The following is a 22,076-nucleotide window of genomic DNA, read 5'->3' on the forward strand; positions in this document are numbered from 1 at the left end:
GCAGAAGATGGGAAAGGCGGTCCCGGTTCCGCAAGGGGCGTCATCATGGCGTAACCCAGCGGTCATGCGCACGACACGCGCCTGCCCTATCGGCCGACCGAACGACCCGGCAGCGAGGAGTGCGCCCATGGCCGCATCGGCCCACAAGAAAGTCACCAACGCGGTGCATCGTCACCGCCATCTGTCGAAGCAGGGGCTGCTGGAACGCGCCTTTACCTTCGCCTTCCGTGGCCTGGTCTATGCCCAGATCTGGGAAGACCCGGCGGTCGACATGGAAGCGCTGGCGATCACGCCCGACAGCCATGTGGTGACGATCGCGTCGGGCGGCTGCAATGTCCTGTCCTACCTGACCGCCGATCCCGCGAAGATCACAGCGGTCGACCTCAACACCGCCCATATCGCGCTCAACCGGCTGAAGCTGATGGCGGCGCAGACGCTGCCCGATCATGCCGCCTTCCATCGCTTCTTCGCGCGGGCGGACGACAAGGCGAATATCGCGGCCTATCGCGAGATCGTAGCGCCGCGCCTGGATGAGGCGACGCGCCGCTATTGGGAGGGGCGCGACATGACCGGCCGGCGGCGCATCGGTGGCTTTGCGCGGGGCATCTACAGGCATGGTCTGCTCGGCCGCTTCATCGGCGCGGCGCATCTGCTCGCCCGGCTGCATGGCGTGAACCCCAAGCGGATGCTGGATGCGCAGAGCCGCGAGGAGCAACTGGCGATCTTCGAGCGCGAACTGGCGCCGATCTTCGACAAGGGCTTTGTCCGCTGGCTGACCAGCCAGCCCGCCTCACTGTTCGGCCTGGGCATCCCGCCCGCGCAGTTCGAGGCGCTGGCCGGCGACGACCGGATGGACAATGTGCTGAAAGCGCGGCTGAAGAAACTGGCCTGCGACTTCGACCTCAAGGACAATTATTTCGCCGTGCAGGCGTTCGGTCGCGGCTATGCAGGCGGCGAAGGGCCGTTGCCGCCCTATCTGCAGGCAGCCAATCATCGCGCAGTGCGCGACAGGGCAGAGCGGGTCGCTGTCCGGCATATCAACTTCACCGACTTCCTCGCCAGCCAGCCGGCCGCATCGTGCGACCGCTATATCCTGCTCGATGCGCAGGACTGGATGGATGACGAACAGTTGAACGCGCTCTGGGCGCAGATCACGCGGACGGCCAGGCCCGGCGCCCGTGTGCTGTTCCGCACCGCCGGCGAACCGAGCATCCTGCCCGGCCGGGTCGCCGACGATGTGCTGGCCCATTGGGACTATCGCGCCGAAGCCTCGCGCGACTATACCGCGCGCGACCGGTCGGCCATCTATGGCGGCGTGCATCTCTATGTGCTGAAGGGCACCGACGCATGAGTGGTCATGGGCAGCTGATGGACGGGGTCTATCGCTACCAGCGGCACATTTATGACCTGACCCGCAAATATTATCTGCTGGGCCGCGACGGACTGATCGCCGATCTTGATCCGCCGGCCGGCGGCGCGGTCCTGGAGATTGGCTGCGGCACTGGCCGCAACCTGATCGCGGTGGGCAAGGCCTGGCCCAGGGCGCGGCTCTATGGCGTCGATATCAGCGATGCGATGCTGGACACGGCGCGCGCCTCGGTCGCCAGGGCGGGCATGGCGGATCGGGTGACATTGGCGCAGGGCGATGCCTGCGGCTTCGATCCGCAGGCGCTGTTCGGTCGGGCAAGCTTCGAGCGGGTGTTCATCAGCTATGCGCTATCGATGATCCCCGAATGGGAAATGGCGCTGGTCCAGGCGGCGCGCTGCGTGGCGCCCGGCGGCAAGCTGGAGATCGTGGATTTCGGCCAGCAGGACGAACTGCCTGCGCTCTGGAAACGGGCGCTGTTCGGCTGGCTGGAGCAATTCCACGTCTCGCCTCGGCACGAACTCAACGTCGCGATCAACCGATTAGCACAGGATATGGGCGGCTTTCCCCATGTCCGGACGCTCTATCGCGGCTATGCGGTCAGGGGCGGGCTGATCCGGGTCTGATGTTGGATTTGTAGGAAAGGGCGCGCTTAACTTCGCACATTTCCCGCACATTGTGACATTTGATATCCAATGTAGGAAATCTTGTTGCGGACGGGGGCGGGGCGGATGGTCCCGACTTGGCGCGTCATAGCGGCTTTTGCGCGGATAGGACAGGGCGGCGCTGCGATCGGCCGCCCTGTGCCTGTTCGGTCAGGCTGCCTGGCGTTCCAGCAGTTCGAGTTCCAGCCGGTCCCAGATTTCGACCAGTGCCGACACCAGGTCGCGCATCATCTCTTCATTATGGGCCGGGCCGGGGGTGAAGCGCAGACGTTCGGTGCCGCGCGGCACGGTGGGATAGTTGATCGGCTGCACATAGGCGCCATATTCGGCGAGAAGGATGTCGCTGATCCGCTTGGCCTTGACCGGATCGCCCACCATCAGCGGCACGATATGGGTGACCGAGTTCATCACCGGCAGGCCCGCGTCGCGCATCAGCTGCTTGAGCTTGGCGGCGGAGGCCTGCTGGCCTTCGCGCTCGGCGCTGGAGCCCTTCAGGTGCCGCACGCTCGCCAGCACGCCGGCGACCAGCACGGGCGAGAGCGAGGTGGTGAAGATGAAGCCGGGCGCATAGCTGCGGATCACGTCGACGATCATCTGATCTGCGGCGATATAGCCGCCCATCACGCCGAACGCCTTGCCCAGCGTGCCTTCGATGATGGTCAGGCGATGGGCGACATCGTCGCGCTCCGAAATGCCGCCACCACGTGCGCCATACATGCCTACGGCATGGACTTCGTCGAGATAGGTGAGCGCGTTGAACTCGTCTGCCAGGTCGCAGATTTCCGCGATCGGCGCGACGTCGCCGTCCATCGAGTAGACGCTTTCAAAGGCGATGAGCTTGGGCGCCTCGGGATCTTCGGCGGCGAGCAGTTCGCGCAGATGATCGAGATCATTATGACGGAAGACGCGCTTTTCGCAGCCCGAATTGCGGATGCCCGCGATCATCGAGGCGTGGTTCAGCTCGTCCGAAAAGATGATGCAGCCCGGCAGGATCTTGGCGAGGGTCGAGAGCGTCGCTTCGTTCGAGACATAGCCCGAGGTGAAGAGCAGGGCCGCTTCCTTGCCATGCAGGTCGGCGAGTTCCGCCTCCAGATCGACATGATAATGGGTGTTGCCGCCGATATTGCGGGTGCCGCCCGATCCGGCGCCGACATCATGGAGCGCTTCCTCCATGGCGGCGACCACCTTGGGATGCTGGCCCATGGCGAGATAATCGTTCGAGCACCAGACGGTGATCGGCTTCGGGCCGTTATGGCCGTGGAAGCAGCGGGCGTTGGGGAACGCGCCCTTGTTACGCAGGATGTCGATGAACACGCGATAGCGGCCCTCGCTGTGGAGCCGGTCGATCGCCTGCGAAAAGATATGCTTGTAATTCACTACGCCGTTCTTCCCGTTGCTCGCGCGCCGGTTCTTCTATGGTCGCGCCATCCTCTGCCTGAGGAGTGCATTTACCTGCGCGCGCCTGCCATTGCCAGCGATAACCGCTCGCAACGATACGCAGATTCCCTATCAGTGTGATCGAAATGCTTTGCCATTGGACAAATGGCCTACCCCATCTCCTGGCATGCCCCAGGCAAGTTCATCCGTCCAAGGGGGCGGTACGCAATAGGTGGCAAAATGATTTCCCTATCGTTGCTGATCGTTGGAAGCGTTGTTTTCAGGTGAGGACTTGATTGTGACAATCATATGACAATAATCGCTCCCCTGTCTGGAAGAGGGGGGGGCGACATGAAGTCATTCGCGCCAAGATCAGTTCTCATGTGGCATTTTTCGGCTATATCTGTTCTAATTTTTGCGCAATTGATTGTTATCGTTTCTGAATCCGTTGGCCATGAAAGGCTACTGGGATTGTCTGCCTTGTTCAAGATGAACAATGAACAGAGCATTCCGGCCTATTTTTCATCTCTGGCGTTGCTGGCGGTCGGCGCCTGCGGATTTGCCGTGGCGCAAAAGCCCGCTATCGATGAATATGAACGACGCAGATGGATGATCGCCGCAGTGATCTTCCTCTTCCTGGGTGTCGATGAAGCGGCCTCTATTCACGAGAAGATCAACATGATCGTCAGGGAAATGAGTCCTGACAGCCGCTTCCGTGTCTATGGGATCGTCATCTACATCCTTGCTGCCGTGGCGGCCGTGCCATTCTTCTTAACATGGTGGTTGGGGCAGAGTGTGCCGGTCCGCGCGCTCATCGCTGGGGCGGCAGCTGTGTTCGTCGGATCAGCGGGGGGCATCGACCTTGTCGAGGTGGAATGGCTGTTTCGTGGCGCGGGCAGGGATAGCGGCCTGTCACGCGGACTGTTGAGCTTGCTGGAGGAAGCCGGGGAAATGGCCGGCGTGGCACTGTTCCTCAATGCCTTCCTGCGGCGCTTCGTTGAACTTGGCGGCGGCGCTATCGGCGTCGAGATTGTTGCAGAAACTCGATCCGAGTCAGCCCGAAGGATGCAAGTGCTGGTGTAAGCGCTTCTATATGGGCGTCCATGCTCGTAAACAGCGCGATGCCGGGCGAGGGCGTGTCCGGCCAGGGTTGGCCATCGGTCAGGAAGGCGATGCGCCGGGCGATCCCTTCGCCGCCATGGACGAAGCCCATCGGGTGCGGCGCGGCGGCGGCAAGCTCTTGTTCCACCAGCGGAAAATGGGTGCAGGCGAGGGCGACCATGTCCATCCGATCGCCACCCGGCTGGTCGAGAAGCCCCGCCAGCGCGTCGCGGGCGATGGCGGGATCGAGCGTTTCGCCGCGCAGCTTCGCTTCCGCCAGTTGCACCAGCGCGGCGCTGCCATGGCGCAGCACGGTGCAGTCGGCGCCATGTTCGGCGGCAAGCCGGTCGACATAGGGCTGGCGCACGGTGGCATTGGTGCCCAGCACGCCGAACACCCGGCTTTTGGACAATAGCGCCGCCGGCTTGATCGCCGGGACGGTGCCGACCACTGGAATGTCGAGCGCGGCGCGCACATGCGGCAGGGCGATGGTCGAGGCGGTGTTGCAGGCGATGACCGCGAGCCGCGGGCGATAGCGCTCCACCAGTCGACCGAGCAGGGCAGGCACGCGCGCGGCGATCTCCGCCTCGCTCTTGGTGCCATAGGGGAAGCCGGCGCTGTCGGCGGCATAGACGACCGGCGCGTTCGGCAAGGCGGCGCGGGCCGGGGCGAGGATGGACAGGCCCCCCACGCCGGAATCGAAGAAAAGGATGGGAGCGTCTGGTGCGACCGTCATGCGCGCCTGTGTCGCGGCATGGGGCGGGAGTGTCAACGCCCGGTGCTTGCAAAGCGGGCCGGTCGCTGCCACCTCGCGGGCCGATCGAAGGAGAACAGGATGACGCCGCCCAGCATGAAGCAGAAGATGATCGCGGGTGAGCCCTATCATGCGAGCGACCCGGAAATCATCGCGGACCAGCTGGCCGCAGCAGCATGGATGCAGCGTTTCAACGCGACCCTGCCGCCCGAGCGCGAGGCGCTGCTGCGCGAGCGGCTGGGCGCGCTGGGGGTGGGATCGACGATCCGGCCGCCCTTCCACTGCGACTATGGCTTCAACATCTTTCTGGGCGCGGGGGTGTTCCTGAACTTCAACTGCGTCATCCTGGACGTCGTGCCGGTGACCATCGGCGACGGCACGCAGATCGGCACCGGGGTGCAGATATTGACCGCCGACCATCCGCGCGATCCGGCCGAGCGCGCCACCGGCGTCGAATGGGGCGTGCCGATCACCATCGGCCGCAATGTGTGGATCGGCGGCGGCGCGATCATCCTGCCCGGCGTGACGATCGGCGACGATGCCCTGATTGGTGCGGGCAGCGTGGTAACGCGCGACGTGCCGGCCGGCGCAACCGTGGTCGGCAATCCCGCGCGGGTGCGGTAAACCGATACTGCCCATTGCTCCCCGCGCCTGTCACGCTATGGTCGCGCGCAAATCATACTGGCGAATTTCATGACACCTCCCTGGCTGCTTCCCGCTTTTGTCCTGGTGCTGGGCTATCTGCTCGGCTCGATCCCTTTTGGCCTGCTGCTGACGCGCTTCACCGGCGCGGGCGACCTGCGCCAGATCGGGTCGGGCAATATCGGTGCGACCAATGTGCTGCGCACCGGGCGCAAGGGGCTGGCGGCGGCGACATTGCTGCTCGACCTGCTCAAGGGTGCGGCGGCGGTGCTGATCGGCGCGGCGCTGGTGGATGGTGGCGGGCCGATGGCGGGCGCCATGGCATTCATCGGCCATTGCTACCCGGTCTGGCTGCGCTTTGCCGGTGGCAAGGGCGTGGCGACGATGATGGGCGTGGTGACGGCCATGTACTGGCCGGCCGGCATCGTCTTTGCGGTCGTGTGGCTGGGGGCGCTGTTCGGCACCAAATGGTCGTCGGTCGGCGGCATGTCCGCCGCGGTCAGTGCGCCGATCGCCATGTTTGCCTTTGGCCGGATCGATCTGGTGCCGGTCAGCCTGGCACTGGCGCTGATCGTGCTGTGGCGGCACCGCGCCAATATCGCCCGGCTGCTGAAGGGCGAGGAGCCCAAGGTCGGCAGTTCCAAGCAGAAAGCCGCCACCGAGTGAGCGGGCAGGAGCGGTTCGACCGTCTCCGCCTGATCCGATCCCCGCGGATCGGCCCCGTCAGCTACCGCCAGTTGCTCGCGCGCTTCGGCAGCGCGGCTGAAGCGCTGCGCGCCATTCCCATGCTCGCCGCGCGCGGCGGGGGTGAGGCACGGGTGGCCGATGCTGCCGCGATCGAGCGGGAGATTGCCGAAACCCGCGCGATCGGCGCCCGCTATCTGCTGATGGGCGATGTCGACTATCCGCCCTTGCTGGCAGAGATGGAGGGCGCGCCGCCGGCACTGATCGTGCGCGGCGATGCCGTCATCGCCGCGCGGCCCTGCATCGCTATGGTCGGCGCGCGCAACGCCTCGGCCGCCGCCTGCCGCTTTGCCCGGATATTGGCGCAGCAACTGGGCGATCGCGGTGCTGTGGTCGTGTCCGGCCTGGCGCGTGGCATCGATACCGAAGCGCATCGCGGGTCGATCGACAGCGGCACGATCGGCGTGATCGCCAGCGGCATCGACATCGGCTTCCCGCCCGAAAATGCCGCCTTGCAGGAAGATGTGGCGCAGCGTGGCCTGCTGGTGACCGAGCATCCGCCCGGCACCCAGCCGCTCGCCCGGCATTTCCCGGCGCGCAACCGGATCATCGCCGGCCTCGCGCTCGGCACGGTGGTGGTGGAGGCGGCGCCCAAGTCCGGGTCGCTGATTACCGCAAGGCTGGCGACCGAGGCGGGGCGCGAGGTGATGGCGGTGCCGGGATCGCCGCTCGACCCCCGCGCCCAGGGCTGCAACCTGCTGATCCGCGAGGGCGCGACATTAGTGCAGAATGCCGACGACATTTTGGAGGCGGTCGGCGGGCTTGATCCCCGCATGGTGCGGCAGGGCAGTTTCGACTTCATCGGCCAGCCGGTGTCGAGCGATGTCGACGATGCCGATCGCGCGGCGGTGATCGCCTTGCTGGGGCCGGTCGCGGTGGCGGTGGACGAGATCATCCGCCTGTCCGGCCTGTCGCCCGCGATCGTGCAGACGGTGCTGCTGGAACTGGAACTGGCGGGCGGGCTGGAGCGACAGGCGGGTGGCCGGGTCAGCTTGCGGTAAACGATTACTCCCCGGATGTGATCAATCCCACCAGAAGAACCACCAATCGGAATCCATTAGACCAGCGGCCAATGGTGCCAGCGTTTCGGTGCCCTGATAGACGATATCTGCGCAATAGTAGAACTGATCGCGAGCAAGGCTGAGAGCCTCTGCCTTCGTGCTGGGTCGGCGGGATGCCCGCATATTGATGGTGTCGCCGTTTAGCCCGATCAACTCCGCGTCATAGCGGTGATGCCAGTATCGCAGGGCTGCGACATGGATTTCCGGAGACGGGCAGGCATTCCAGTTGCCCCATCGCAGATAGGCGGGGACTTCATAGGAATGGGGGGTGGGAATGAGGAGGATGTGAACGCGCGGGAAAGCCTTGCCAGTCAGCACATCGCTGGCGATGGTGAAGCCAGGCTGCGCATTGGATGTCGAACTCGGCCATGAACCTTCTGCAGGCATGGCATCCGCTTCCTCATCGTCCCCATATTCATCTTGCCAGAACTGCCTGAGCGCGCCCGGGACATTGACGCCGTCCGCCGCAGCGATGATTTCGGCCGCTGTTTTGGGCAATGACGCAGAGGGGTGTGCTGATTGCGGGAGCATGGCTGGATCATCCAGGCTATATTGCTCCGCGATGCGATCCAGCGCTTCGTCATCGCCGATAATGACTGGCCAGCCTTGGCCCAGGTCATGGAGGCGTTTCCATTCGGAGAGCGCGTCAACCCCCGCAACGGTGAAGCATTCATAGGGAAGGGCGGCACGTAGTTTCTGCCGCATCTCTGCCAGTTTCGTTGACGAACGATCCTGTGTCCCGCCGTCAGCCTGGCCCGTTGTCGCGTGCCCTTCCTGTGCCTTTCCGCCCAGGATCGCAGCCGCTCCGGCAATGAGCGCTGCCAAAAAATTCCGCCTCATCATTTGTGGCTCCGCTAGGAACGAAAATGTCATGGGGGTGATTCGTTGACGGAGCCAGTCGTTAGATTGGCTTGACGCGCTACGTGTTTGCTCCCCACCTTACACACACACGCGTAAGCAGCTACTGGACCCACATGCAACTTGTCATTGTCGAATCGCCGGCCAAGGCGAAGACCATCGAGAAATATCTGGGCGGGGATTTCCATGTCCTGGCCAGCTACGGCCATATCCGCGACCTGCCGCCCAAGGACGGATCGGTCGACCCCGACAATGGTTTTGCCATGTCGTGGGAAAATTATGGCGACAAGGGCAAGCAGCTCAAGGCCATCGCCGACGAGGCGAAGAAGGCCACGCGATTGATCCTCGCGACTGACCCTGATCGCGAAGGAGAAGCGATCAGCTGGCATGTGCAGGAAGTGCTGCGCGCCAAGAAGGCGCTGCCGCAGACGGTCGACCGGGTCACGTTCAACGCCATCACCAAGGCGGCGGTGCTGGACGCGATGGCGAAGCCCCGCGCGCTGGATGAGGATCTGATCGACGCCTACCGGGCGCGCCGCGCGCTCGACTATCTGGTGGGCTTCACCTTGTCGCCGGTGCTGTGGCGCAAGCTGCCCGGTGCCAAGTCGGCGGGCCGCGTGCAGTCGGTCGCGCTGCGCCTGGTGGTGGAGCGCGAGCGCGAGATCGAAAGCTTCAGCCCCCAAGAATATTGGTCGATCTCGGCCGAGATGGAGCAGGGCGGGCAGGGCTTCACCGCGCGCCTCGTCCGCTGGAAGGGCGAGAAGATCGACCGCCTGACCATCGGCAAGGAAGGCGATGCCATGACCGCGAAGGCGGACGTGGAGGCCGGGCGCTTCACCGTCGACAAGGTCGAGACCAAGCCGCTCACCCGCAATCCTCCGCCGCCCTTCACCACCTCGACCCTGCAGCAGGAAGCCGCGCGCAAGCTCGGCTTTTCGGCCAGTCACACGATGCGGATCGCGCAGCAGCTCTACGAGGATGGCGCGATCACCTATATGCGTACCGACGGCGTGCAGATGGACGGCAGTGCCATCTCGGCCGCGCGCAAGGCGATCGCCGAGCGCTATGACGGCGGTTACCTGCCCGAAAAGCCGCGCCAATATCAGACCAAGGCCAAGAATGCGCAGGAAGCGCACGAAGCCATTCGTCCGACCGAATTCCATCGCGACAAGGTGGGCGGCGGCGATCATGCGCGCCTCTACGACCTGATCTTCAAGCGCGCGCTGGCGAGCCAGATGGCCTCGGCCCGGCTGGAGCGCACCACCATCGACATGGTCGACGGCAGCGGCAGCCATACGCTGCGCGCCACCGGCCAGGTGGTGATCTTCCCCGGCTTCCTGGCGCTTTACGAAGAAGGTCGCGACGATGCCGAGGATGACGACAGCAAGCTGCTGCCGCGCCTGAGCGAAGGCGACGCGCCGGCCAAGAAGAAGGTGAGCGCCGAGCAGCATTTCACCCAGCCGCCGCCGCGCTATTCCGAAGCCTCGCTGGTCAAGAAGCTGGAAGAACTGGGCATCGGTCGCCCGTCGACCTATGCTTCGACCCTGCAGGTCCTGAAGGATCGCGACTATGTGCGCGTCGAGAAGAACCGCTTCTTCGCCGAGGAGAGCGGGCGGCTGGTGACGGCCTTCCTGGAGCGCTTCTTTGAACGCTATGTCTCCTATGATTTCACCGCGGGTCTCGAGGACGAGCTGGACGAGATTTCCGGCGGCCGTGCCCAGTGGCAGGAAGTGCTCGAAGCCTTCTGGAAGGACTTCAAGCCCAAGACCGCCGAAATCATGGAGCAGAAGCCGTCCGACATCACGGCCGAGCTGGACAAGTTCCTGGAGCCGATGCTGTTCCCGCCCAAGGCGGACGGCAGCAATCCGCGCGCCTGCCCGCTCTGCGCCGATGGCCAATTGTCGCTGCGTGGCGGCCGCTTTGGCGCGTTCATCGCCTGCTCCAACTATCCCGAGTGCAAATATACCCGCAAGTTCGGCCAGCCCGGCGGTAGCGATGGCGCTGATACCGGCCCTGAGATACTGGGCCAGCATCCCGAAACCGGGCAGGACATCGTCAAGAAGTCCGGCCGTTTCGGCCCCTATATCGAGATGGGCGAGGGCAAGGAGGCCAAGCGCGGGTCGATCCCCAAGGATCTGCCCGATGGTGAGATGACGCTCGACTGGGCGATCAAGCTGCTGAGCCTGCCGCGCGAGGTCGGCCTGCACCCGGAAACCGGATTGCCGATCGTCGCCAATATCGGCCGCTTCGGTCCCTATCTGCTGCATGACGGCAAATATGGCCGCCTGTCCTCGACCGCCGAGATTTTCGAGGTGGGCATGAACATGGCGGTCGCCAAGCTCGCCGATGCGGCGAACAAGGGCGGCCGTGGCGGTTCGTCGCGCGAGCCCTTGAAGGTGCTGGGCAAGCATCCGCGCACCGAGGCGGAGATCAAGCTGATGGCGGGCCGCTATGGCCCCTATGTCACCGACGGCACCACCAACGCGACCCTGCCCAAGACGATCGAGCAGGACGCGCTGACGCTGGAGGAAGCGGCCCAGCTGATCGACGCGCGCGCAGCGGCGGCCCCGGCCAAGAAGGGCAAGAAGGCGCCGGCGAAGAAGGCGGCGGCCAAGAAGCCGGCGGCAAAGAAGGAAGCGGGCGAAAAGAAGCCCGCCGCCAAGAAGGCCCCGGCCAAGAAGAAGGCGGAGACCGCCAAGGCATGATCGGCGCCATGGCGGCGCGTGCCTGCGCCATCGTCGCCCTGCTGCTGTCGGCGGCCAGCTCCGCGCTGGCCGCCGAGCCGGAGGTCGTGCGCTTTCAGGTCGGCGACAAGGAACTGCACTGGACCGTGCCGGAGGGCTATTGCCCGCCCAAGGGGCATCTGGCGTCGCTGGCGCAGATGATGGCGACCATGGACACGCAGAATGTCACGGTCCTGACCCTCTATGCCTGTGACGCGACGCTGACGAAGCTGGATCGCTATATCCTTGTCAAGGCGCCGGTCGCGGCGCTGATGGCGACGCTGAAGCGGGACCAGTTCCTGAAGCTCATGGAAGCGGAGTTCGACACGCCCGCGTTCAAGGCGTTCCTGGACAAGGACGATACCAATGTGGCGATCGACAAGGGGATGGAGACTCTGTTCGGCGCCAAGACCCAGACCAGCGGCAAGGTGGTGCCGATGGGAATGGACGATAGCTGCGCGATCATCGGCGGATCGATGACGATGCAGACCCAGCAGGCGCAGGTGGCGATCGGCGTCGGCGGCTGTCTGACGACGGCGGCGGGCAAGGCGATCCTGGTCGCGGCCTATGAAGGCTATGACGGGCCGGACACCGTCCGCACGCTGGTGCAACGGTCGCGGGACTTTGCCTTGTCGATCATCGCCGAGAATGAAGCGCCGACGAACTGATCGGCTGACCAGTTTATCGCCTGCTTCGTTGCTGCGCGGACCGGAACAGGTGACAGCCTAGCCGAAATATTGCGCGGCGGCGATCAGGGCGCTGGCGGCCAGGATGGCGGCGGCGATCCATTTCGCGCCGTTGTCGGGCGACGGTGGCGTGGCAGGTGTTGCATCTGCCTCCAGCCGGCGGGTCAGCGCGCGCAGCAGGCGCGGGGCGTCGTCCGCGATGCGCGAGAGTTCGAGCAGCAGGGCGACGGTCTTTTCCGGGGCATGGGCCGCCGCGACCTGGTTCATCACCAGCCGGCTGCGCGCCTTCTGCAGCGCCTGCGACAGGTCGAAGCCGGGCTGGATCGCGCCCAGCACCCCGTCCATCGTGATCAGCGCCTTTAAGATGAGGGCAAGGTCGGGCGGTAGCACCAGCCCCTCCTTGCGCAGCAGCGGGAAGAAGTCGGCGACCATGCGGGTGAGTACCAGCGGGCCGCTGCCGTGGCGGGCGACCAGTTGCTCGGCGGCGTCCAGCACCCGGCCGGGATCGGGCGCGCTGGCCTTTGACCAGACCAGCAGCGTGTCGGCCAGGGTGCGGGCGTCGCCGGAGCGCAGCGAGAGGATGAAGGAGAGAAATTCCTGCCGCCGCCGCGCACTGACATGGCCGATCAGGCCGAGGTCAAGCAAGGCGAGCCGGTCACCGGGCAGGCAGAGAAGGTTGCCGGGATGGGGATCGCCATGGAAACGGCCATGGACCAGCACCATGTCGAGCACCAGCGCCGCGCCAAGGTCGGCGATCGCGGCCGGATCGATGCCGGCGGCGCGCAAGGCGTCGCCGTCGCGTGGTGGCACCCCGTCGATATAATCCATCACCAGCACGGTTTCCGCGCAATAGGTCCAGTGGATCGCCGGGATGAGCACGGCCGGATTGTCGGCCAGATCGTCGCGCAGCCGGTCGGCATTGCGACCTTCCTGGGTGAAATCCAGTTCCTCCAGCACGGTGTCGAGCAATTGCTGCACCAGCGCCTGCGGCTGGAAACGCCGCGCCTCGCGGCTGCTCGCTTCGACGATGCCCGCCAGATGGGTGATGAGGCGCAGGTCCGCCTCCATCGCCTTGCGGATGCCGGGGCGACGGATCTTGACCACCACCTCCTGCCCGTCGGTCAGGGTCGCGCGATGGACCTGCGCCATGGAGGCGGCGGCGAGCGGGGCCGTGTCGAAGCGGGCGAAGGCGGTCTCGACCGGTTCGCCAAGCACCGCTTCGAGGCGTGGGCGAAGCTGGTCGAAGGGCAGGGTGGGCGCGTCGCTGTGCAGCTTGCCGAATTCGGTGATCCACGTCTCGGGCAGCAGATCCTGCCGGGTGGCGAGGATCTGGCCCAGCTTCACATAGGTCGGGCCGAGCGCTTCCATTGCCTGCCGGGTGCGGCGGGGCAGGTCGGGCGGATCGGCGGTGGCGCTGTCATCGCCTTTCGCCAGCCCCAGCCGGGCGAGCAGCATGTCCAGGCCGAAGCGGGTCGCGACGCTGGTAATCTCGGCCAGTCGTGCGCGATCCCGCGTGGCCACCATGATGGTCTTGAGCATGATGGCTCAACGACCGGGGCGGCGATTATGTTTCGCTTGTGCAGCGAAGTGGATCAGTCGACCCAGTCGAGGCCGATGTCGCGATAGATGAAGCGGTCTTCTTCCCAGTCTTCCTTCACCTTGACGTGGAGGTAGAGATGGACCTTGACGCCCAGGAGGTTGGCCAGTTCGGCGCGCGCCTTGGACCCGATTTCCTTGAGGCGCTGGCCACCCTTGCCCAGTACGATCGCGCGCTGGCTGGAGCGGCCGACCAGGATCTGCTGGTGGATTTCGACCGAACCGTCGTCGCGTTCCTTATACTGCTCGGTATCGACCGCGGCGGCATAGGGGAGTTCGGCGTGGAGCTGGTGATAAAGCTGTTCGCGGGTGATTTCGGCGGCGAGCATGCGGTCGGTCGCGTCCGACACCTGATCCTCGGGGAAGTGCCACGGCCCTTCGGGCATGGCGTTCGCAAAGGCGGCCTTGAGTTCGGGCAGGCCGTCGCCGGTCGCGGCGGAAACGAAGAAGGTCTCCTCGAATTCCAGCTCTTCATAGAGGCGCTGGGTATGGACCAGCAGCTTTTCCTTGACCGCGATGTCGACCTTGTTGAGCACCAGCCATTTGCGTTCCGGCCGGGCTTTCAGCGCAGCGATGATCGGCTCCATCTTGGCGCCAAGGCCAACCTTGCCATCGACCAGCAGGACGATCAGGTCGGCGCCCTGCGCGCCGCCCCAGGCGGCCTGCACCATCGCGCGGTCGAGCCGGCGTCGCGGCGCGAAAATGCCGGGCGTATCGACCAGCACCATCTGTGCGTCACCCTCGATCGCGACGCCCATCACACGGGTGCGCGTGGTCTGCGCCTTGGGGCTGGTGATCGCCACCTTCTGCCCGACAAGCGCATTCACCAGCGTCGACTTGCCGGCATTGGGGGCGCCGACGATGGCGATGACGCCACAGCGCTGATTTTCAAACTCGATGGTCAATCACATGCTCCGTTCGCTCCACGCCAATGCGCGGAGACGTCTTCCTAAACCAAAATGAATGTTGGGGACAGGCTCAGCCCGCCAATTGCTCCAGCAGGGCTTTGGCGGCGGCGGTTTCGGCTTCCTGCTTGGAGCCGCCGGTGGCGCTCGCCTCGCCCGCGCCCTTGATCGAGACGGTGACGGTGAAGCGCAGCGCATGGTGCGGCCCCGATCGGTCCGTCATCACATATTCGGGCGGCTTGCGCTTGTTCGACGCGGCCCATTCCTGCAGCGCCGACTTGGGGTGACGCGGCGCGGCGGTCTGGGTGTCGACCCGGTCGCCCCACAGGCGACGGACCAATGTGCGTGCCTCGTCCAGCCCGGCCTCCAGATAGAGGGCGCCGATCAGCGCCTCCATCACGTCGCCCAGCACATTGTCGCTGTCGGCGGCGCCATCGTCGCGGGCCTGCTTGCCCAGCACCAGATGGGTGGGCACGCCGGCGGCGCGCGCGACCTGCGCGCAGGTTTCGCCCGAGACCAGCGCGTTGAAACGGCGCGACAGCTTGCCTTCCGGTTCGGTCGGGAAGCGGGCATAGAGCCATTCGGCGATCAGCAGCCCCAGGATGCGGTCGCCTAGAAATTCCAGCCGCTCGTAATTTTCCGCCTTGGCGCTGCCATGGGTCAGCGCCTGTTCGAAGGCGGCGGGGTTGATCGGCGCGCGGCCGATCAGCGCGATCAGCCAGGCTGCGGTATCAGGCCTGTGCGAAGCCGCCATCAAAAGCCTTCCCCGATCCGGCTCCAGCGTGCGGCGGTGAACCAGGTCCAGGGCAGCAGCCAGTTGGCACTGCCGTCGGTCGAGAAGACCGAAACGAGCGCCTTGCCGACCAGATTTTCCTCGGGGACGAGGCCGATGCCGCCGCCTTCGACCGCCGGGAAGCGGCTGTCGGCGCTGCGATCGCGGTTGTCGCCCATCATGAAGAGATGGCCTTGCGGCACCAGCACGGTGTCACGGTCGTCGGCCGCGCCATCGGGCACCAGGTCGAGGACATTATAGCTCTTGCCGCCCGGCAGCGTCTCACGGAACTGGGGATAGCGGCACTGCTTGCCACCGCCCGGCGCGGCCTGCTCGAATTCGGGGCGATAGCAGGGGGAAGGACTGCCTTCCTTCTGCGCGGCATCTTCCATGTTGGGCGTCACCGGAATGACGAGGTCGGCGACCTTCTGCTTCGGGATCGCCTGGCCGTTCAGATAAACGGTGCCGCCGCGGACCGAGATCATGTCGCCCGGCAAGCCGATCACCCGCTTGATATAGTCGTTCTTCTGGCTCGGCGGCGCCTTGAACACCACCACGTCGCCGCGCTGCGGCGTCGAGGCGAAGATGCGGCCGGGGATCAGCGGCACCGAAAAGGGCAGCGAATAGCGCGAATAGCCATAGGGCCATTTGGCGACCAGCAGATAGTCGCCGATCAGCAGACGCGGCTGCATCGATTCCGAGGGGATGTTGAAGGGGGAGACGATGAAGCTGCGCAGGACGAAGACGAACACCGCCAGCTTGGCGAGGAACCAGATGAAGTCCCGCGTTTCCGATTTTGCGCTCATGTCTGCCTAATGTTCCTTCAAGATCGTGCCGCGCTGCGACGTGTCACTGCGGCCTGTCGCGGCTTTTGCGGGGTCGCCCGCGCCGCGTCAAGCGCGTGGACGATGCAATGCGTGCCGCTTTTGGATAAGGAGAGGAAGAATCGACCGGTGCAGCGTCGATATCGACCAACGACCAAGAGGATCTCCCGCATGTCCAGTCCCGCACTGGCGGCCCTTGCCGCCCTGCCTCAAGCTGAACTCAAGACCATCTTCGAGAGTGATCCCGACCGCCTGTCCAAGCTGGTGCTGAGCCACGGAACGCTGCGCTTCGACTGGTCCAAGACGCATCTGACCGACGATCTGGTCGACGGCTTCCTGAAGCTGGCGCAGGAACAGGATTTCGCCGGCCGTCGCGAGGCGCTGTTCGCTGGCGAGGCGGTCAACAATACCGAAGGCCGCGCCGCCGAGCACACCGCGCAGCGCGGCGTCGGCAATGCCGACAGCGTGGCGCTGGCCAAGGCGCTGCACAATCGCACCCGCGCGCTGATCGACGCGATCGAGGCAGAGGCGCTCGGCCCGATCCGGCATATCCTGCATATCGGCATCGGCGGGTCGGCGCTTGGGCCCGACCTGATCGTCGACGCGCTGGGCGGCGACGGGATGCGCTATGATGTCGCGATCGTCTCCAATGTCGACGGCACCGCGCTTGAAAAGGCGATGGATGCCTTCGATCCCGATGCCACGCTGATCGCGATCGCGTCCAAGACCTTCACCACCAGCGAAACCATGCTGAACGCGGCGAGCGCGATCAACTGGATGGTCGAGGCCGGTGTTGAAGACCCTTATGGCAAGATCATCGCGCTGACCGCCGCGCCGGAAAAGGCGATGGAATGGGGCGTCGACGAGACCCGCATCCTGCCCTTCCCCGAAAGCGTGGGCGGCCGCTATTCGCTCTGGTCGTCGATCGGCTTCCCGGCCGCACTGGCGCTGGGCTGGGATGCGTTCGAAAGCCTGCTGGAGGGCGCGGCGGCGATGGACCGCCATTTCCAGCTGACCGATCCGCGCGAGAATATCCCGCTGATCGCCGCCTTCGTCGATCAATATTATGCCCGCGTGCTGGGTTGCGAGACCCGCGCTTTGTTCGCCTATGACGAACGACTGGCGCTGCTGCCCTCCTATCTCCAGCAGCTGGAGATGGAGAGCAACGGCAAGTCGGTGAAGCTGGACGGATCGCCAGTCGATGGGCCGACCGCGCCGATCACCTGGGGTGGCGTCGGCACCGACGCGCAGCATGCGGTGTTCCAGCTGCTGCACCAGGGCACGATCCTGACTCCGGTCGAGTTCATCGCCTCGATCGAGCCGGGCAATGCGCTCGACCCGGCGCATCATCGCGCGCTGCTGGTCAACTGCTTCGCCCAGGGGGCGGCATTGATGCGCGGCAAGGACAATGAAGACCCGGCGCGCGCCTATGCCGGCAACCGCCCGTCGACCACCATCCTGATGGACGATGTGAACCCGGAGGCGCTGGGCGCGCTGATCGCCTTCTACGAGCATCGCACCTTCGCCAATGCCGTGCTGATGGGGATCAACCCCTATGATCAGTTTGGCGTCGAACTGGGCAAGGAGATCGCCAAGTCGATCGAGGCCAATGGTCCGACCGGCTTCGACCCCTCGACCATGGCGCTGATCGAGATCGCACTGGGCGAATAATCCTCCCCGGCACGGGGAGGGGGACCGGCCGCAGGCCGGTGGAGGGGGCTATCCTTCTCCGCCGGGCTGGCGGCGCACCCCCTCCACCATGTTGCGCATGGTCCCCCTCCCCGCATGCGGGGAGGAAATTCCCATTTGTAACTGCGCCGTCCAGCCGCCATATCCGCCGCCAAGATAGTGCGCCGAGCGGAGACTGGCATGAGCGATTATGATTTCGACCTTTTCGTCATCGGCGCAGGATCGGGCGGGGTGCGCGCGTCGCGCGTCGCCGCCGCGCATGGCGCAAAGGTCGCGGTGGCCGAGGAATTTCGCGTCGGCGGCACCTGCGTCATCCGCGGCTGCGTGCCCAAGAAGCTGCTCATCTATGGCGCCCATTTCGCCGAGGATCTGAAGGATGCCCGCCGCTTCGGCTGGAATGTGCCGGACTGCGGCTTTGAATGGGCGACGCTGCGCGACAATGTGCTGGCCGATGTCGACCGGCTCGAAGGGCTCTACACCAACACCCTCAACAGCCATAAGGTCGAGCTGATCGCCGAACGGGTGACGGTGACCGGGCCGCATAGCGTGAAGCTCGCCAGCGGACGCGAGGTAACGGCCAAGGTCATCCTAGTCGCGACCGGCGCCTGGCCGCTGATCCCCGAGGTGGAGGGCGCCGAACATGGCATCACCTCCAACGAGGTGTTCCATCTGGACGAATGCCCCAAGCGCATCGTGATCGTTGGGGGCGGCTATATCGCCAATGAATTTGCCGGCATCTTTCACCAGTTCGGCAGCCATGTGACGATGGTCAACCGCGGTGGCACGCTGCTGCGCGGCTATGACGAGCAGATCCGCGACCGCCTGCTCCAGATTTCGACGATGAAGGGGATTAATTTCCGCTTCAACGCGCAGATGGAGAAGATCGAGAAGAAGGAGGATGGCACCTTATGCGTCCACTTCAAGAATGGCGATCCGGTCGCGGCCGATATCGTGCTGTTCGCCACCGGCCGCCGTCCGCACACTGACGGGCTGGGGCTGGAGAATGCCGGCGTCGAGATCGACGACAAGGGCGCGATCAAGGTCGACGAATATAGCCGCACCAGCTGCGAGAGCATCTACGCCGTGGGCGACGTCACCGACCGGCTGCAACTGACCCCGGTGGCGATCCGCGAGGGCCATGCCTTTGCCGACACCGTGTTCGGCAATAATCCGCGCACCGTCGACTATAGCTGCGTGCCGTCGGCCGTGTTCAGCCATCCGCCGCTGGCGGGCGTCGGCCTGACCGAAGCGCAGGCCAAGAACAAATATGGCACGGTGAAGGTCTATACCTCCGACTTCCGGCCGATGAAGAATGTGCTGGCCGGACGCGACGAGCGGGCGCTCTACAAGATGGTCGTGGATGCGACCACCAACAAGGTGGTGGGCCTGCACATGATCGGCCCGGATGCGCCGGAAATCCTGCAGGCAGCCGCCGTCGCGGTGAAGGCAGGCCTCACCAAGCAGGATTTCGATGATACGGTCGCGCTGCACCCCAGCATGGCCGAAGAGCTGGTGCTGCTGAAATAATCCTCCCCGCTTGCGGGGAGGGGGACCGCTGGCGAAGCCAGGGGTGGAGGGGGCGTGCCGTCGGCCAGCCCCCTCCGTCATCGCTACGCGATGCCACCTCCCCGTGCCGGGGAGGATTGAAAGGTAACCACCAGCGCGTCGCGCCAGGCGGGCTGGGCGGGATCGACGGCGTGGATTTCGGTCACGCCGTGGAAGATGCGATGATCGTCGATCAGCATCGCGTCGCCCGGCTGGGCCAGGGTGAATTCGCCCATCGGCGTGCCGTCGGCGGCGCCGATGCGGGTGACGCCCTCGCGCACATTGCGGCGCTCGACCAGCATTACGAAGACCCGATCGACGCCGTCGCGGTGCATGCCCTCGGGCGTGGGGCGGCCGAGCTCCCCCGGCTTCGCCTCGATGCGGAACTGGTGCATCTCGACATGCCAGTCGCCCGATGACGCCGGATCGAAATGGCCGGCACAGAAGGCCAGCAGCGCCTGTGTTACCGGCAGCGCGATCGTGGCATCCTCGACCGGATCGAACCAGCGCTGCACGTCGCCGTTCAGCGGGTTATAGTCGCGGCTCTGATAATGGGGTTGGTGCGGCTGGCGGCTGAACTGTCCGGCGGCGCAGCGAAAGGTGGCGTGGCGGCGGCGGCGATATCGGCCGCCATCGGCCATGAAGAGATCGGGGCCAAGATCGTCCCAGCTGCGGGCAAAGGGTGCCCAGTCGGCCGCGCCGATATCCAGCTGGCGCAGCAGGTCGGCGCCGGCCAGGCGGGCATAGCCATCCTGTTCCAGCGCCTGGTCGATGGTGGGCAGGCAGTCCGTATCGCTCATTTCGATCCTCATAGGCAGAGGAGGAAACGAGCGACAGGGCCAGTTGCCACAAGCAGGATGCTAACTCCCGTTCGCTTCGAGCGAAGTCGAGAAGCGGCAAGCGCCGTGCTTCCGTTTCTCGACAAGCTCGAAACGAACGGACATGGAGTTTTTAGTAGATCGTCGGCACCATGCCGCCTTCGACCTTGACCGCGGCGCCATTGGTGGCGGCCGCCAGCGGGCTGGCGAGATAGGCGGTCATCGCGCCGACTTCATCGGCTTCGATCAGCCGCTTGATCAGCGAGAGCGGGCGCAGCTTGGTGAAGAATTCGGCCTCGCGCTCGGCTTCGGACGCGTCCTTATTCTCGACCACGGAGCGGATGAATTCGACAATGCCTTCCGAGCGGGTCGGGCCGGGCAGCACCGAATTGACGGTGACGCCGGTGCCGCGCGTATGTTCGGCAAGGCCCCGCGAAATGGCGAGCTGGGCCGACTTGGTCATGCCATAATGGATCATCTCGGCCGGCGGCAGCAGGCCGCTTTCGCTGGCGATGAACAGGATGCGGCCCCAGTTCTTGGCCAGCATCTTCGGGAAATAATGGCGGGCAAGGCGGGCGCCGCTCACGACATTGACCTCGAACAGATGATGCCAGTCCGCGTCCGTGATGTCGGTGAAGTCCTTGGCCTCGTAGATGCCGAGATTATTGACCAGGATGTCGATGTCCGGGACGGCGGCGATCAGCGCGTCGGCACCCGCGGCGGTCGCGGGATCGGCCAGCACCGGGCGGATGGTGCCGGCCTGCGACAATTCGGCGGCGGCAGCGTCCAGCTTGGCCTGGTTGCGGCCGGTGATGACGACCTCTACCCCTTCCTCAGCCAGGCGCTTGGCGATGGCGAAGCCGATGCCGGCAGTCGATCCGGTGACGAGGGCGGTCTTGCCCGAAAGCTGAAGATCCATGGTGCATTCCTCTGAAAAGTGACAGCGAAGTTGACAGCAAGATAGAGCATTTTGCATTGATGATTAGATTGCACTTTCGCATTTCAGAAGTGATTTGAAATCATGGATAATAGGTTCGGCGACATCGAAACCTTCCTCATGGTGGCGGGTGAAGGCAGTCTGGCGGCGGCGGCGAAGGCGCTGCGGCTGACGCCATCGGCGGTCAGCCGGTCGATCGCGCGGCTGGAACAGCGGCTGGGCGTCACCCTGCTGCGGCGGACGACGCGGGCGCTGGCGCTCACGCCGGAAGGCGTCACCTATCGCGACCGGATGGCGGTGCTGCTGGGCGACATGATGGCGCTGGAGGCGGGGCTGGGCGAGGATCGCACGACGCCGCGCGGGCTGCTACGGATCAACGCCTCGCCCTCCTTCGGCATCGAATGCCTGATCCCGATCCTGCCCGGCTTCCGAGAACTTTATCCGGCGGTGACGGTGGACCTGACCCTGTCCGACACGATCGTCGATCTGGTCGAGGAGCGGGCCGATATCGCCATCCGCATCGGCCCGCTGCGCGACACAAGCCTGCGGGCGAAGAAGCTGGGCCATAGCGCGATGGTGCTGGTGGCAAGCCCGGCCTATCTTGCCCGGCGCGGCACGCCGCAAACGCCGGACGATCTGGACGATCATGACTGCCTGCGTTTCAGCTTCCGCCGCTCGATCGACGGCTGGCCGTTCCGCATCGGCGGAAAGCTGGTCCAGCGGCCGGTGCAGGGCAGCTTCTACGGCAATTCGGGCGAAGTGGTACGCCAGATGGCGATCGCCGGCGGCGGCATCGCCCGGCACGGCCATTTCCATGTCGCCAGCGACATCAGGGCGGGGCGACTGGTCGAAGTGCTGGCCGACTATAACCCCGGCGACGGCGAGGATATTCACGCCCTCTACGCCGCAGAAGACCGCACCGCTGCGCGGGTGCGCGCGTTTCTCGACTATCTGGACGGGGCGATGCCCGTGGTGGGTTGAAGAGGCGCCCGCCGATGCCGGCGCCCCTTCGT

Annotated in this window: 20 protein-coding genes; 11 read left to right on the top strand and 9 right to left on the bottom strand. The window is 65.2% G+C overall.

Annotated elements, in window-relative coordinates:
• Positions 1-127: 127 nt before the first annotated feature.
• On the top strand, positions 128-1,351 hold the full coding sequence (locus ACI6S0_RS07525) for a DUF3419 family protein (RefSeq protein ID WP_434405374.1): 1,224 nt from the start codon (positions 128-130) through the stop codon (positions 1,349-1,351).
• Positions 1,348-1,992, top strand: a complete 645-nt coding sequence (locus ACI6S0_RS07530) for a class I SAM-dependent methyltransferase (protein WP_434405375.1) — start codon at positions 1,348-1,350, stop codon at positions 1,990-1,992. The genes ACI6S0_RS07525 and ACI6S0_RS07530 overlap by 4 nt, the downstream gene beginning before the upstream one ends.
• Positions 1,993-2,181: 189 nt before the next feature.
• Here the strand turns inward: ACI6S0_RS07530 and hemA are convergent, their stop codons facing one another.
• A complete protein-coding gene (gene hemA, locus ACI6S0_RS07535) occupies positions 2,182-3,408 on the bottom strand; it encodes a 5-aminolevulinate synthase (protein WP_010337893.1) in 1,227 nt (408 codons plus the stop codon).
• Between the two features lie 351 nt (positions 3,409-3,759).
• Here hemA and ACI6S0_RS07540 point away from each other — a divergent pair, with 351 nt between their 5' ends.
• Entirely contained in the window at positions 3,760-4,491 is a 732-nt protein-coding gene (locus ACI6S0_RS07540; RefSeq protein WP_434405377.1) for a hypothetical protein, read from the top strand.
• Here ACI6S0_RS07540 and murI read toward each other — a convergent pair.
• Positions 4,424-5,245, bottom strand: a complete 822-nt coding sequence (gene murI, locus ACI6S0_RS07545) for a glutamate racemase (RefSeq protein WP_434405913.1) — start codon at positions 5,243-5,245, stop codon at positions 4,424-4,426. The genes ACI6S0_RS07540 and murI overlap by 68 nt on opposite strands.
• A gap of 99 nt (positions 5,246-5,344) precedes the next feature.
• Here murI and ACI6S0_RS07550 point away from each other — a divergent pair, with 99 nt between their 5' ends.
• The 3 genes from ACI6S0_RS07550 (at position 5,345) to dprA (ending at position 7,650) form a co-directional block, all read left to right on the top strand.
• Positions 5,345-5,887 carry a sugar O-acetyltransferase gene (locus ACI6S0_RS07550; protein ID WP_434405378.1) on the top strand — a complete coding sequence of 181 codons (543 nt, stop codon included), beginning with the start codon at positions 5,345-5,347 and terminating at the stop codon, positions 5,885-5,887.
• A 69-nt stretch (positions 5,888-5,956) separates the two neighbouring features.
• Positions 5,957-6,571, top strand: a complete 615-nt coding sequence (gene plsY / locus ACI6S0_RS07555; protein ID WP_004207251.1) for a glycerol-3-phosphate 1-O-acyltransferase PlsY — start codon at positions 5,957-5,959, stop codon at positions 6,569-6,571.
• Positions 6,568-7,650, top strand: coding sequence for a DNA-processing protein DprA (dprA, locus tag ACI6S0_RS07560; protein ID WP_434405379.1), 1,083 nt, complete (start codon positions 6,568-6,570; stop codon positions 7,648-7,650). The genes plsY and dprA overlap by 4 nt, the downstream gene beginning before the upstream one ends.
• Before the next feature lie 21 nt (positions 7,651-7,671).
• On the opposite strand, the gene ACI6S0_RS07565 is transcribed toward dprA, so the two are convergent.
• Positions 7,672-8,553 carry a DUF4253 domain-containing protein gene (locus tag ACI6S0_RS07565; RefSeq protein ID WP_434405380.1) on the bottom strand — a complete coding sequence of 294 codons (882 nt, stop codon included), beginning with the start codon at positions 8,551-8,553 and terminating at the stop codon, positions 7,672-7,674.
• Positions 8,554-8,684: 131 nt separating this feature from the next.
• On the opposite strand from ACI6S0_RS07565, the gene topA reads away from it, so the two are divergent.
• Both topA and ACI6S0_RS07575 read left to right on the top strand, forming a co-directional pair.
• Complete coding sequence (topA, locus tag ACI6S0_RS07570; protein WP_434405381.1) at positions 8,685-11,273, top strand: type I DNA topoisomerase; 2,589 nt, start codon at positions 8,685-8,687, stop codon at positions 11,271-11,273.
• The gene (locus ACI6S0_RS07575; RefSeq protein ID WP_434405382.1) at positions 11,270-11,959 is read left to right on the top strand and encodes a hypothetical protein; all 690 of its coding nucleotides are present in this window, start codon (positions 11,270-11,272) and stop codon (positions 11,957-11,959) included. Before topA ends, ACI6S0_RS07575 begins: the two co-directional genes overlap by 4 nt.
• Positions 11,960-12,016: 57 nt before the next feature.
• Here the strand turns inward: ACI6S0_RS07575 and ACI6S0_RS07580 are convergent, their stop codons facing one another.
• From ACI6S0_RS07580 to lepB, 4 genes are all read right to left on the bottom strand, one after another.
• Complete coding sequence (locus ACI6S0_RS07580) at positions 12,017-13,516, bottom strand: ABC1 kinase family protein (protein WP_434405383.1); 1,500 nt, start codon at positions 13,514-13,516, stop codon at positions 12,017-12,019.
• 53 nt (positions 13,517-13,569) lie between these two features.
• On the bottom strand, positions 13,570-14,478 hold the full coding sequence (gene era, locus ACI6S0_RS07585) for a GTPase Era (protein ID WP_434405384.1): 909 nt from the start codon (positions 14,476-14,478) through the stop codon (positions 13,570-13,572).
• Positions 14,479-14,551: 73 nt separating this feature from the next.
• A complete protein-coding gene (rnc, locus tag ACI6S0_RS07590) occupies positions 14,552-15,232 on the bottom strand; it encodes a ribonuclease III (RefSeq protein ID WP_434405385.1) in 681 nt (226 codons plus the stop codon).
• Positions 15,232-16,056, bottom strand: coding sequence for a signal peptidase I (lepB, locus tag ACI6S0_RS07595; protein WP_010337902.1), 825 nt, complete (start codon positions 16,054-16,056; stop codon positions 15,232-15,234). Before lepB ends, rnc begins: the two co-directional genes overlap by 1 nt.
• A 189-nt stretch (positions 16,057-16,245) precedes the next feature.
• On the opposite strand from lepB, the gene pgi reads away from it, so the two are divergent.
• Together pgi and gor are read left to right on the top strand one after the other, a co-directional pair.
• Positions 16,246-17,745 carry a glucose-6-phosphate isomerase gene (gene pgi / locus ACI6S0_RS07600; RefSeq protein WP_434405386.1) on the top strand — a complete coding sequence of 500 codons (1,500 nt, stop codon included), beginning with the start codon at positions 16,246-16,248 and terminating at the stop codon, positions 17,743-17,745.
• Positions 17,746-17,943: 198 nt separating this feature from the next.
• A complete protein-coding gene (gor, locus tag ACI6S0_RS07605; RefSeq protein ID WP_010337904.1) occupies positions 17,944-19,290 on the top strand; it encodes a glutathione-disulfide reductase in 1,347 nt (448 codons plus the stop codon).
• Positions 19,291-19,373: 83 nt separating this feature from the next.
• On the opposite strand, the gene ACI6S0_RS07610 is transcribed toward gor, so the two are convergent.
• A complete protein-coding gene (locus tag ACI6S0_RS07610) occupies positions 19,374-20,108 on the bottom strand; it encodes a 2OG-Fe dioxygenase family protein (RefSeq protein WP_434405387.1) in 735 nt (244 codons plus the stop codon).
• Between the two features lie 151 nt (positions 20,109-20,259).
• The gene (locus ACI6S0_RS07615) at positions 20,260-21,045 is read right to left on the bottom strand and encodes an SDR family NAD(P)-dependent oxidoreductase (protein ID WP_169860974.1); all 786 of its coding nucleotides are present in this window, start codon (positions 21,043-21,045) and stop codon (positions 20,260-20,262) included.
• A gap of 102 nt (positions 21,046-21,147) precedes the next feature.
• Between ACI6S0_RS07615 and ACI6S0_RS07620 the strand changes: the two genes are divergently transcribed.
• Positions 21,148-22,044 carry a LysR family transcriptional regulator gene (locus ACI6S0_RS07620; RefSeq protein ID WP_434405388.1) on the top strand — a complete coding sequence of 299 codons (897 nt, stop codon included), beginning with the start codon at positions 21,148-21,150 and terminating at the stop codon, positions 22,042-22,044.
• The last annotated feature ends 32 nt before the right edge of the window (positions 22,045-22,076 follow it).

The organism is Sphingobium sp. DN12, assembly GCF_051058005.1.
In the GTDB taxonomy this organism is placed as follows: Bacteria; Pseudomonadota; Alphaproteobacteria; order Sphingomonadales; family Sphingomonadaceae; genus Sphingobium; species Sphingobium yanoikuyae.

What these genes read in the sequence shown, in the direction of transcription:
- ACI6S0_RS07525 (WP_434405374.1), top strand. Translation starts at nt 128, where the DNA reads ATGGCCGCATCGGCCCACAAGAAAGTCACCAACGCGGTGCATCGTCAC.
- ACI6S0_RS07530 (WP_434405375.1), top strand. Translation starts at nt 1,348, where the DNA reads ATGAGTGGTCATGGGCAGCTGATGGACGGGGTCTATCGCTACCAGCGG.
- ACI6S0_RS07540 (WP_434405377.1), top strand. Translation starts at nt 3,760, where the DNA reads ATGAAGTCATTCGCGCCAAGATCAGTTCTCATGTGGCATTTTTCGGCT.
- murI (WP_434405913.1), bottom strand. Translation starts at nt 5,245, where the DNA reads ATGACGGTCGCACCAGACGCTCCCATCCTTTTCTTCGATTCCGGCGTG.
- ACI6S0_RS07550 (WP_434405378.1), top strand. Translation starts at nt 5,345, where the DNA reads ATGACGCCGCCCAGCATGAAGCAGAAGATGATCGCGGGTGAGCCCTAT.
- plsY (WP_004207251.1), top strand. Translation starts at nt 5,957, where the DNA reads ATGACACCTCCCTGGCTGCTTCCCGCTTTTGTCCTGGTGCTGGGCTAT.
- ACI6S0_RS07565 (WP_434405380.1), bottom strand. Translation starts at nt 8,553, where the DNA reads ATGATGAGGCGGAATTTTTTGGCAGCGCTCATTGCCGGAGCGGCTGCG.
- topA (WP_434405381.1), top strand. Translation starts at nt 8,685, where the DNA reads ATGCAACTTGTCATTGTCGAATCGCCGGCCAAGGCGAAGACCATCGAG.
- ACI6S0_RS07575 (WP_434405382.1), top strand. Translation starts at nt 11,270, where the DNA reads ATGATCGGCGCCATGGCGGCGCGTGCCTGCGCCATCGTCGCCCTGCTG.
- ACI6S0_RS07580 (WP_434405383.1), bottom strand. Translation starts at nt 13,516, where the DNA reads ATGCTCAAGACCATCATGGTGGCCACGCGGGATCGCGCACGACTGGCC.
- rnc (WP_434405385.1), bottom strand. Translation starts at nt 15,232, where the DNA reads ATGGCGGCTTCGCACAGGCCTGATACCGCAGCCTGGCTGATCGCGCTG.
- lepB (WP_010337902.1), bottom strand. Translation starts at nt 16,056, where the DNA reads ATGAGCGCAAAATCGGAAACGCGGGACTTCATCTGGTTCCTCGCCAAG.
- pgi (WP_434405386.1), top strand. Translation starts at nt 16,246, where the DNA reads ATGTCCAGTCCCGCACTGGCGGCCCTTGCCGCCCTGCCTCAAGCTGAA.
- gor (WP_010337904.1), top strand. Translation starts at nt 17,944, where the DNA reads ATGAGCGATTATGATTTCGACCTTTTCGTCATCGGCGCAGGATCGGGC.
- ACI6S0_RS07610 (WP_434405387.1), bottom strand. Translation starts at nt 20,108, where the DNA reads ATGAGCGATACGGACTGCCTGCCCACCATCGACCAGGCGCTGGAACAG.
- ACI6S0_RS07615 (WP_169860974.1), bottom strand. Translation starts at nt 21,045, where the DNA reads ATGGATCTTCAGCTTTCGGGCAAGACCGCCCTCGTCACCGGATCGACT.
- ACI6S0_RS07620 (WP_434405388.1), top strand. Translation starts at nt 21,148, where the DNA reads ATGGATAATAGGTTCGGCGACATCGAAACCTTCCTCATGGTGGCGGGT.